Here is an 11,410-nt window from a genome sequence, read left to right as displayed (position 1 = left end):
TAGACCACTATCAAGGATTCGTTATCATCGTTGCACTTGACTTGAAAATTGAGGCCGTTTTTATCAACGATTGCCGCCTTGAAAGTATCCCATTTAGACTGATCAAAATCGCCGTTGGCATCCTGGAAGTATTTTGCGGTTAAATCTGTGTCAAAAGCAGAATTGACAAAGTGGATGCCCGCAGAGGTAACGTACTGCCCTTTGTCATTCAGGAACATTGCCATTATCTGGTTCGCGATATCATTGTTTAAGTCGGCATCTTTGCTTTGGCTAGGAAAGGCTGAGCCGAATGTACCCTTGATTCCAAGTGAAGAAATCAGCTTCGTCGTAGAATTGGTAATATCAGAGCCACTCATTTGTGAAAAATCGAAAAAGTACTCAGTGCTATCACCATCGGCGTCATCTTTGATTATTGGGGCTTCACTGCCATCACCGGTTGCAGTGGAGTCAGACCCGCTATCAGTCGTTTGCGACGTCGTAACCGGAGCTTTCTTCCCCGTTATTTTCTCTAGGAACGCAGCCGTCTTGCTCAAATCGAGATAACCGTCTGCGTCAGAAATAGACGCGAGTGCATCATCCGCTTTGGTTTTATCGATCTTGCCATTCGCGTCATTAAAACTCGACAGAATTAAATCAAAACTACTTTCCACTGACCCAAGATTAAAGGCACTTGTAGAACCTGTAATCGCACTGATCTGACCGCCTAAGATGGCCAACTTGCCATCATCGATCGTGCCGTCTGCCTTCGAAACAAGCTTAGCAACCTTATCGCTAAGCTCCGCGGCCGTCGCATCGTCTGCCTTACCGCTTAGCTCGCTAAGTACCTCCGCCTTGATAAATGACGGTTCGACAGAGGAAACAAGCGACTCAAGATTAGCAGCAGCGCTACTATCTGCGGACGAATCATCATCACTCGCAGCTGAGCTAGCTGCTGAACTGTCTGCCGAACTAGCGGCAGAGCTGTCTGCCGAACTAGCGGCGGAACTGTCTGCTGAGCTAGCGGCAGAGCTGTCTGCTGAGCTAGCGGCAGAACTGTCAGTTGTTGCAGCTGCAGAACTAGCCGCAGTTGCAGCAGAGCTGCCATCCGAAGCTGTGGAGCTGGCACTTGCAGCAGTAAGGTCGGCTTGCGTCGCCTCGCTAGCTGCAGTTGCCGGCGTGCCTGACTCTGTCGTTGCCGAGATTGTCTCTTTGGTTGCAGCGTCTGTGTTGGTTGAAGCGTGGGTCGTGTCGGTCTGCGCAAAGCCCAGACCGGCAATGAGGCTCACTGTAGTGATTGCCATGAACGCCCAGTGCTTACCAGATTTAAACATCTTGTAATGACACTTGGCATCTCCACCCTGAAATCTGTTCATACAGTATCCCCCTAAGTGATTCAAATAGTTTATGAGATTTAGTTCTGAGAATTACTAACCAAAACCCCATAATTGATAACTATACTCACGAATTTTAAAAAAACAACACCAATTATTGAATATTTTTTGAATAGTAACACATAATTGCAAATGAAGATTGGCTTGCCTAGTGAGGTTTCATGTCTTTACACATGAAAAGATAACAAATTGTATTCTAATATTTGGGCAATACGGTTTTAATTCAGATGCCATTTTTAAATATCCAACCCACAAAAAAATCCGACATCTCTGCCGGACCACAATCGCATTCAGTTTTTTACTTACTTTGGTGATCAAGTACGTACTGCACCGCATCCCCGACCGTCTGAATGTTCTCCGCATCCTCGTCAGGGATCTCAGCTCCGAACGCATCCTCAAGTTCAAGCACGAACTCGACGGAATCGATTGAATCGGCATCGAGGTCGGTTTTGAAGTTCAATTCTTTCGTGACCTTGGCGGCCGGGACTTGAAAATGGTCTTCAATCAGCCCGGCGATTTTATCAAACACTTCTTGCTCTGACATAGTGCGCCTCCTTGATTTTCACGCAGTTTAGCATACCTGATTTAGGGCGCATTGTCACGCCTTGGCCGCCGGGTGCGCCTGGAAGTACTCGACCACTTTTTGAACGGTACCGTTGGCGACCATTTGCTGAACCTGCTTAACGGTGTAATAAACGGCTTTAGCATCCGCCCCGCCGTGAGCTTTGACGACTGGTGCCTTAAGGCCAAGCAGCACCGCGCCACCATAGCTGGACACATCAAAGGTATTGGCAACAGACTTGATTCCATCCTTGAGCAACAGCCCGCCAAGCTTGGCCTTCATCCCGTTATCCATGATGGCGTGCTTAATGAGCCCCAAAATGGTACGGGCAGAGCCTTCGATCGTCTTCAGGACTGCGTTGCCGGTAAACCCATCGGTGACCACCACATCGGCGCTGTGCTTAAGAATCGAATCGGACTCAACATTGCCGACAAAATTGATCCCATCAAGCTCACTGAGCAGCTTGTAGGTCTCTTGATGCAGCTCATTGCCTTTGTTGGCTTCGGTCCCGTTATTCAGCAGGCCCACCTTAGGCGCCTTAAGTCCACGCAGATCACGGGCGTAAAAATCCCCCATGATCGCGTACTGGACCAGCTGCGAGGCGCGGTTTTCCGCGTTGGCCCCCACGTCAAGCATCACAAAACCGGCACCGTCAGTGGTCGGCAAGGTCGGCATCAAACCGGGGCGATCAATGCCTTTAATGCGGCCCACGATAAAGAGCCCAGCGGCCAGAAGCGCCCCAGTCGATCCTAGGGAAATCATGGCGTCGGCCTCACCGCTCTTGACCGCCTGCGCGGCCAGCACCATTGAGGCCTGCTTCTTACTGCGAATCGCGCGCACCGGCTCATCGTCGGAGTTTACTTTCTCAGTCGTGTGAATAATGGTCATGTGCGAATCGTTCTTGAGCAGTGGGCGAATCTTGTTCTCATCCCCGTACAGCAAGAACTCAACGTCTGAGAGCTCATCGCGGGCCTGCTCCACGCCTTGAATCACAACTTCTGGGGCGTGATCGCCGCCCATGGCATCGATGGCAATTTTCATTGTTAATGTCTCCTCTACTCTCTGTCTTGTCAATCCAAGCTGCCAACGGCCTGCTGGCGCCGCGCCAGGTAAGCGCGCAGCGGGGCAAACTCTGGCGCACTCAGCGTTGGGTCTGCTTTAAACAACCCGACTGCCGTTTGCTGCGCCGCGTTCAGGGTGGCGTAATCCGCCACTGGGTCGGCAATTTTGAACTCAGGCAAGCCGCTTTGCGCCTCGCCGAAAATGTCACCAGAACCGCGCAGCTCCAGATCCTTCTCGGCGATCTTAAACCCGTCCGTCGTTTCCGTCATGACCTTCATGCGCTCGACCCCGGCATCGTTCTTCGGATCTGCCACCAAAATGCAGTAGGCAGCGGAACGCCCGCGCCCAACCCGGCCGCGCAGCTGATGCAGCTGGGCGAGACCGAACCGGTCAGCGTCGAAAATCATCATCACCGTCGCGTTCGGCACGTCGACGCCGACTTCGACAACGGTGGTCGACACAAGGACCTGAATTTCATTTTGACTGAAACGGCGCATAATGTCATCTTTTTCGTCGTTTTTCATTTGGCCGTGCAGCAGCGCAACCTGGTACTTGTCGCCAAACGCCTTGTTCAGGTCCTCGTACAGCTGCTCGGCGTTCTGCAGGTCAACCTTCTCTGACTCTGCGATCAGCGGCGTGATGGCAAAAACCTGGTGCCCTGCGGCGAGCTCAGTACTGATGGTCGCCAGCGCCTCACGCAGCTGGTTTTTGCGCACCCAACTCGTCGTGATCGGCTGACGGCCCGCCGGGAGCTCGTCGATCGTGGACACGTCCATTTCGCCGTAAGCGGTGATGGCCAGCGTCCGCGGAATCGGGGTGGCCGTCATGGCCAGGAGGTCAGGTTTAAGCCCCTTTTCCTGTAGGATCTTGCGCTGGTTAACGCCGAAGCGGTGCTGCTCGTCGATAATGACTAAGCCAAGGTTGGCGAAGTCGACGTCCTTTTGGATCAGCGCGTGGGTGCCGATTACAATGTCAGTGGCACCGCTGGCCAGATCCGCCTTAATGTGCTTGCGCGCCGCCGCCGTCGTCGCGCCGGTGAGCAGCGAAATTTTGACCGGAAAATCGGCGAACAGCTTCGTCAACTTGGCGTAATGCTGCTCGGCTAGCACTTCCGTCGGCACCATCAGTGCCGCCTGGTAGCGTGCTGTGACCGCCGCGTACATCACGATTGCAGCCACAATCGTCTTCCCGGACCCGACGTCGCCTTGCAGCAGACGGTTCATGTGATGCGGCGAGCGCATGTCGGCACAGATTTCATTGACCACGCGTTTTTGCGCGTTCGTCAACTCAAACGGCAGCGTCTGGATCAATGCGCGCAGCGCTTGATTGTCGTAAGGAATTGCCAGCCCATTGGCCTCGCCCTGATTATCCTCGCGCAGCGCCTGAATCTGCGTTTCAAACAGGAAAAATTCACGGAAAACCGCACTGCGCCGGGCGGCCTTCGCTTCCAGCGGCGTGTCGGGAAAGTGCATGCCATGGACAATCTCGCGGTCGGACATCAGCTTGAACTTTGCGCGCACCGCACTTGGCACGACGTCTTGAATATTGGCCGCGTCACGCGCCCAGGCGTCTTTGACCAGCTGCACTAAAGTGCTTTGCCGGATATTCTTGTTGACCGGATAAATTCCCGCCAGTGAAGGGGCGTCCTGGGTCTGCGTGGCCAGCACCTTCATCCCTGTCATCGTGTGGCGTTTGGCGTCCCACTTGCCGTATATGGCGGCCTCACTGCCCTGTTCAAACTTGTCCTTGAGCCAAGGCTGATTGAAAAACGTCACCATCACCACGCTGTGGTCGACTTGCAGCCGCACGTTGACCCGGTTTCGGTGCGCGCCAAACCGCGCGACCACCGCCGGCGCCACAACGACGCCCTTGATGGTGAGCTTCTCCTGATCAGCCGCTTCGGCCAGATCCTTGACCTGTAGATCGTCGTAACGGAAGGGAAAATAGAACAGCACGTCGCCAACGGTCTCAATACCCAGACTCGCCAGTGCTTCCTGACGCTTAGGGCCAACGCCGGGCAAAACGGTAACCGAATCTGTCAGTGCCATGAGTTTTTCCTCCTTTCTTTACGGTCTCATAATTGGGCTACGGCTTGGCAACGGCTGGATGCCTAGCTACGCCCAGGTCCTCGCTGCCAAAAACCGGCAGCAATGACCTGAGCTAGGCTACCCATCCCGCTAAAAGCGCTTGGCTCAGCAGCCTGAACAAAAACAGACCGGAACTGGTCTCCGGTCTGCACGAAACTACTCAACTGAAACCAAATATGGATAGACTGGCTGGTCGCCTTCGTGAATCTCGACTTCCAAGTCTTCATGCGCACCAGTAATGGCTTGGGAAATGGCATCAGCCTCTTGCCGGCTGCCATCCTCACCAATGATCAGGGTGATGATTTCGGAATCGTCGTCGAGCATGGCTTCGATCATGTCAATGGTTGCCTGTTGCCGGTTCTCTTCGGAGACCTTGATCTTGTTGTCGATGATGCCCATCCAGTCGTCCTTCTTGATCTCAAGCCCATCGATGACCGTGTCTCGAATCGACTGGGTCACAGAGCCTGAAATCACGTTGGCCAATTCCTCGGTCATCTGCTCTTGGTTTTCCGCCAGTGGTGCGTCCGGGTTGAACCCCAGCATGGCGGTCATCCCTTGATTGATCGTCTTAGACTTGACGATGGCCACATTCACCTCAGCCGCCTTGGCCGCTTCGTCAGCCGCCATGAAGATGTTGGAGTTATCTGGCAGCACGATCACGTTCTTGGCGTGGGCCTTCGTGATGGCGTCCAAAATGTCGTTGGTGCTTGGATTCATCGTCTGGCCACCGCTCAGCACGGTGGTGACGCCCAGGCTCTTGAACAACTCGCCAAGCCCGGCGCCAGCGGCAATGGCAACAACGCCGATTTCTGCTAGCGGCTGCGGCTTATCTTCCTGCTGAATCGCCTCTTCGCGTTCAATGATTGACTCGTGCTGAAGGCGCATATTGTCGACCTTGATCTTCGCCAGTGTCCCATACTGTTGACCGTAGCGGAAAACCGTGCCAGGATGCTCGGTGTGAACATGGACCTTCACAACTTCATCATCGGCCACGACCAGCGTCGAATCCCCTAGTGTGTTCAGGTAATTGCGGAACGCCTCATAATCAAAGGACTTGGGATGCTCCCCCTTGCCGAGTTCGACCATCATTTCCGTGCAGTAACCATAAACGATGTCGTCTGGGTTGAGCTGGGCCTGGGCGCCTTGGTGGTGCGTGGCGTTGACCATTTCGTCCATCTCTTCTTCATCCGGCACATAAGCGTCGTCTGCCGCCTCACCTGATAGGCCTTCACTGAAGCCTTCGTACAAAAAGACCAAGCCTTGGCCGCCAGAATCAACGACTCCGACTTCTTTCAGTACTGCCAGCAACTCCGGCGTTTTCGCCAACGCGCGCTTAGCTGCTTTCGTGACCGCCGCCATGACCACAACAGCGTCATCAGATGAAGCCGCCGACTTGAGCCCAGCCTTAGCCGCTTCACGCGCAACGGTCAAAATCGTTCCTTCGACCGGCTTCATGACCGCTTTGTATGCCGTTTCGACCCCGGCCGCGAACGCGTCTGCAAGGTCTTGAGCGGACAAGCTCTGCTTTTTCTCAACGTTTTTCGCAAAACCGCGGAACAACTGCGACGAAATGACACCAGAGTTGCCCCGTGCCCCCATGAGCAACCCTTTGCCAAGGTGCTGGGCCAACTCGCCAACGCTTTGACTATCACTCTCTAACACGGCCTTAGCGCCGCTTTGGAAGGTCAGGGTCATGTTGGTCCCAGTATCGCCATCTGGCACTGGGAACACGTTGAGGGAGTTGACGAATTCTGCGTTTTGCTTAATGCGATGTGCAGCGACGCGGATCATGTCCTGGAACTTCGCTGCCGTAATTTCTGTGACTTCCACCTGTTCAGTCCTCCTCACGCCGTCCTCAGTCGTTAGCCAACACCCGAACACCCTGCACGATGACCGTCACTTCATTAGTGGTGACCCCGAGCATGGTTTCCAGGTTGTACTTGACCTTCTCCTGGACGTTGCGGCACACCTCTGAAATCTTGGTGCCGTAACCGACGATGATGTTGACTTCGATTGTAACGCCATTGTCCGCCTGACGAACGACGACGCCCCGTGCGTAATTCTCACGGTTCAAAATATCATTCAAATTATCGCGGATCTGGTTGCGCGAAGCCATGCCGACAATGCCGTAAATGTCTGTGGCTGCACCGCCGACGACCGTTGCGATGACATTGTTCGAAATATCGATGGTGCCATACTTGGTCTTGATTTTTACCGCCATGCGATAACCTCCTATTTGACTAGGTATTTCCCAAATAGTTTAGCATAGCAACCCATTATTTGAAAGGAAGCAGCCGCCTGTCAAGTAATTTTCCTTGCTAGCCCTTGTATTCCGCGTGGCCGTATGATAAATTAGTTGAGTGAAAAAAATCGCGTTAATGCGATTGCAAAGGAGGTCCCTCGTTATGGCAAAAGACGTAATTACCGGCCGTCACACGACTTTTGGCAACAAGCGTTCACACGCTTTGAACTCCAGCCGTCGTGCCTGGAAGGCCAATCTTCAGAAGGTCCGCATCTTGATTGATGGCAAGCCGAAGCGCGTTTGGGTTTCTGCTCGCGCCCTTAAATCAGGCAAAGTGACCCGGGTTTAATCCCAACCAAAATTGCGTCCATGTGGCGCTTTTTTTATTCTCTCAAGCCCCACTCGTTTGCCGCGAGTGGGGCTTTTGAAATTCTGCGCATAAAAAAAGTATCCAGACCGTTAACGGTCTGGATACTCTTCTCATTGCTTGCGTAACACAACTGTCCTTGGCTGCGCAGCTTACCTACCAGCAGTAAACTGCTTCAGGATAGATTTGATTGCCGACATGAAACTGGCAAACTTCTCCCCTGCTTTCGCCTTGGTAGTCGTTGTTGCAACCTTGGCTGGGTCGGCCGTACCGGTTGTTCCTGCCTTCACTTCAGCTTTGAAATCTGCGAGCAGTGAAGCAACTTTAGAACTGACGGCTTTTGCGTTATCAACAATGGCACTCAACTGGATCTCGGCCTCTTCAGGGGTCAAGTTGCCTGCGGAAGCCTGCGCCTTAAGGTTGTCAAGATCACCGTAGAAGCTCCGCCCAGTCACTGTATCCTTGTCGTTGCCGATACCTGCCTGAGCAAAGGCCTTCTTAACCGTCGTGATGTCATCCTGAACGTAAGCCTGGTTGAGAATCTTGTTCAACGCTTTTTGAGCTTGAGCATCCGTCAGCTTGCCTTCGCTGAGTTGCGCTTTCAGATAGTCAAGATCACCATAGTAGGTCCGACCGGAAGCCGGGTCTTTCTGGTTACCAAGACCGCCCATCGCCTGCTTAGCTGCGGCAATTTGTTCAGCCACACTGGCATCATCCAAATCGTCATCAGGCGTCGTGGTTGGAGCTGAAGTGTCAGTACCAGTTGAAGTATCGGAGCCAGTAGCAGTTGACGCTTCAGTGGCAGTCGCTGCAGCCAGGATCTTCTCCAGCTGAGCCTCAGCATCTGGACCAGTGATCTTCTTAGCATTAAATGCCTGGATCAAGTCATCGATCTCAGCCCCGTATGTCTTTCCAGTTACAGGGTCTGTCACCGTTAACTTGTCGCCAAGCTTAGCCTTCGCAGCCGTCACTGCACTCGATAGTTTTGGTGCGTCAGCATTGTGCTGTGCTTGTGTGTAATCTGGATCGACTGACGTCCCGTCATCGGGCTTTGTAGTTGTTGCGCCAGCTTGCTTAGTTGCAGCAGTAACAATCTTCTCCAGCTGAGCCTCAGCATCTGGACCAGTGATCTTCTTAGCATTGAACGCCTGGATCAAATCATCGATCTCAGCCCCGTATGTCTTTCCGGTTACAGGGTCTGTCACCGTTAACTTGTCGCCAAGCTTAGCCTTCGCAGCCGTCACTGCACTCGATAGTTTTGGTGCGTCAGCATTGTGCTGTGCTTGTGTGTAATCTGGATCGACTGACGTCCCGTCATCAGGTTCTGTAGTCGTTGCGGCAGCCTGCTTGGTTGCAGCAGCAACAAGCGCATTCAGTTTAGCCGCAGCCGTTGTGCCATCGATTTCGCCAGCGTTGAAGGCCTGGATCAAGTCATCGATTTCAGCCCCAAATGTCTTCCCAGTGGCTGTATCAACGTTGTTTATCTTATTACCCAACTGCTGCTTTGCGGCTGTAACCGCAGCGGAGAATGGCAATGCATCCTCATTGCGCTGATCACGACGGTAATCGGCCGCATTTTTTACCAGCTGATCAAGCTGTGCTTGTGCTTCATTGTCAGACAGCTTACCAGACTTGGCAGCAGCCAGCAGCGCATCGAAGTCCCCGTAGAAGGTCTTGCCCGTCTTTGGATCTGTCTTGCTGCCGATATTGCCAAGCGCCTTCTTAGCAGCAATGATCGCATCTTGAATGTCTTTAGAGACTGGCGCGGCATAGTTTACCGTCACAGTCTTCTGAATGTGATTGCCAGTACTGTCAACCACATCGACACGGAAGATGTTCTGGCCAGGTTTGAGCGTCTCGACTTCGCTGAAGTTCTTATCCGCAGTGGCATCCCCATTCCAGTTGAGGTCCCCGCTGGAAATATCAACAGCGTTGCCGTTGATGTAAATTTCTACATAGTCCAGATTGTCAGTGACATGCCCACTGATCGTGTACTGGCTGTTGTTAGTGGTGACCGTCTTATCCGTCGGCTGATCAACTGTCAGTACCGGGCTAACAGCATCAAGAACATAGCTAACCCGTTCCTGAACTGTCTGACCAGTCAGAGAATCGCCGTAGACAACGCTGAAGTCGTGCTTGCCTTGCGTCCCGATTTGCAGATCAACGCTAAAGGTCAGGTCAGAGTTGATCTTGACAGGTTGACCGGCAATCTGCAGAGTCGTTGTCGGATGCTTTACCTTCCCAGACAACGTAACGGTCCCGGTTGTCGCATCATAGGCAGGATCGTCTGTTTCCAGATAGTTCGTGCCCAGTGCAATATCGTTATCGAAAGTAACGGCATCCTTCAGAGGGTCTGCATCGTAAGTCGAGTTGATGGTGTAATCAAAGGTCTTCGTATTGCCATCACCATCAGTCAGCGTCAGCGTAATGTCATTGTCACCAAATGCGACTGGCACATCGGCATCAATCTCGTGGCTATCTGACACCGGCAGATCGACATCCGTGCCGTTAACGGTTGCAACCGCACTTGTCACATCGTCTGATACCTGCCCTGCAACCTTAACCGTTGCTTCGGAGGTTTGATCCTGACCGCCATTGACCGTCACAGTTCCGATCTTTGGCTGGAACATCCCAACCTTTGTATCGTAACTTGCCAGTTCTTGGGTGTGCGCGGCATCAGCGTAGAACTTGATTGTCGTGTTGTAGTCAACTGCATGAGCAATCGGCATCCGTGCAATGAAGTAATCCGCATCAAGGTCTTCAGGGTGATCCTCATCAGTGTAGTTTTCAATGTCTAGATCTTGCACTTTACCATTCTCATCGAGGTATGTCCCGTAGACCGCACCAGGATAACGCCCAGAAAGTGTGTAGTCCAAACGAGACTTCGAAATGTCGATGTACTCGTTTGACATACTGATCACATCAGGCACACCAACGTCAAGCACAAACCCATCCTTGGTCTGACCAGGCAGCTTAGCCTTATCGTTCATCACGTCAACAAAGTTAGACGCGTTATCGCTTAGGTAAAGCTCGATGGCATTGTTGCCCTGTGCTAAGGTCTTGGCCTGGGCGTCAGTAACGGGAACACGGACCTGCGTGTACCCGTCAGCGGTCGTCCCGGTGACTTCGAAAGTCTGATGCAGCTCAACCAACCCATTGACGGCAGTGCCGCAATCCTTGGTGGCGTCGATTCCGCTAAAGTCATCTTTGGTCTCACCGGTCAGGTAATACTGTGTCTTCCCGTTGACATCCTCACTGCTAATAGCGATGTGTTGAAGTTCAGGCGCCACAGAGTCAACTTTGAATGGTAGGTCGAGGGTCTGGCGATCTGACTCCTTGTCGCCATCACCAACCGCAGAAACCCGATACGTGTATTGACCATCTGGGGCCGCAACGTAATCGCCGGTGCTCTGATCAAAAATCGTGCCATCCCACTTAGGGAAGTTCAGCGTCTCAAAGGCCGAAGCATTGGCGTAGTAGTAAGTCTTGGTATCCTGAGGCTCCTTATTCAAAGTTGCAACAACGTCACCATCGCTGTTCACAATTTGATAGGTGACATCCTGTGCGTTCCGGAACAGATAAGCTTGGCCTTGAAGCGTTGTAATGGCAGCTGCTGAACTCGTCGAGATGGCGATGTTGTCAGGATCGATTGGATCCGTGTCCGAAACTCCCCAGTTTACAATTCAAGTGCAACACCTTAGCGACTAGACCAAAAAGGCC

General features: G+C 52.8%; 8 protein-coding genes. 1 reads left to right on the top strand and 7 read right to left on the bottom strand.

Features of this window, described 5'->3' with window-relative positions; translation table 11 throughout:
* The 6 genes from FC75_RS12725 to FC75_RS10060 form a co-directional block, all read right to left on the bottom strand.
* The coding region (locus FC75_RS12725; RefSeq protein WP_169790467.1) for a KxYKxGKxW signal peptide domain-containing protein at positions 1 to 1,352 on the bottom strand (1,352 nt) is incomplete at its 3' end.
* Positions 1,353 to 1,668: 316 nt separating this feature from the next.
* A complete protein-coding gene (acpP, locus tag FC75_RS10080; RefSeq protein ID WP_054665531.1) occupies positions 1,669 to 1,914 on the bottom strand; it encodes an acyl carrier protein in 246 nt (81 codons plus the stop codon).
* A 54-nt stretch (positions 1,915 to 1,968) separates the two neighbouring features.
* Positions 1,969 to 2,973, bottom strand: a complete 1,005-nt coding sequence (gene plsX / locus FC75_RS10075; protein WP_054665534.1) for a phosphate acyltransferase PlsX — start codon at positions 2,971 to 2,973, stop codon at positions 1,969 to 1,971.
* Positions 2,974 to 3,002: 29 nt separating this feature from the next.
* Complete coding sequence (recG, locus tag FC75_RS10070) at positions 3,003 to 5,042, bottom strand: ATP-dependent DNA helicase RecG (protein WP_056989811.1); 2,040 nt, start codon at positions 5,040 to 5,042, stop codon at positions 3,003 to 3,005.
* Between the two features lie 195 nt (positions 5,043 to 5,237).
* Complete coding sequence (locus FC75_RS10065) at positions 5,238 to 6,911, bottom strand: DAK2 domain-containing protein (protein ID WP_056989810.1); 1,674 nt, start codon at positions 6,909 to 6,911, stop codon at positions 5,238 to 5,240.
* 25 nt (positions 6,912 to 6,936) lie between these two features.
* Positions 6,937 to 7,302 (bottom strand): Asp23/Gls24 family envelope stress response protein, encoded by a 366-nt coding sequence (locus tag FC75_RS10060; protein WP_054665536.1) that lies wholly within the window; start codon positions 7,300 to 7,302, stop codon positions 6,937 to 6,939.
* A 184-nt stretch (positions 7,303 to 7,486) separates the two neighbouring features.
* On the opposite strand from FC75_RS10060, the gene rpmB reads away from it, so the two are divergent.
* Positions 7,487 to 7,672 (top strand): 50S ribosomal protein L28, encoded by a 186-nt coding sequence (gene rpmB, locus FC75_RS10055; RefSeq protein WP_054665539.1) that lies wholly within the window; start codon positions 7,487 to 7,489, stop codon positions 7,670 to 7,672.
* A gap of 170 nt (positions 7,673 to 7,842) precedes the next feature.
* Here rpmB and FC75_RS10050 read toward each other — a convergent pair whose 3' ends face one another.
* On the bottom strand, positions 7,843 to 11,202 hold the full coding sequence (locus FC75_RS10050) for a hypothetical protein (protein ID WP_156403612.1): 3,360 nt from the start codon (positions 11,200 to 11,202) through the stop codon (positions 7,843 to 7,845).
* Positions 11,203 to 11,410: the final 208 nt, after the last annotated feature.

Origin of the sequence: Lacticaseibacillus camelliae DSM 22697 = JCM 13995, from assembly GCF_001436615.1 — a bacterium.
In the GTDB taxonomy this organism is placed as follows: domain Bacteria; phylum Bacillota; class Bacilli; order Lactobacillales; family Lactobacillaceae; genus Lacticaseibacillus; species Lacticaseibacillus camelliae.
The sequence above is the reverse complement of the archived record's forward strand: the minus strand, read 5'-3'. Positions and strand labels throughout refer to the sequence as shown.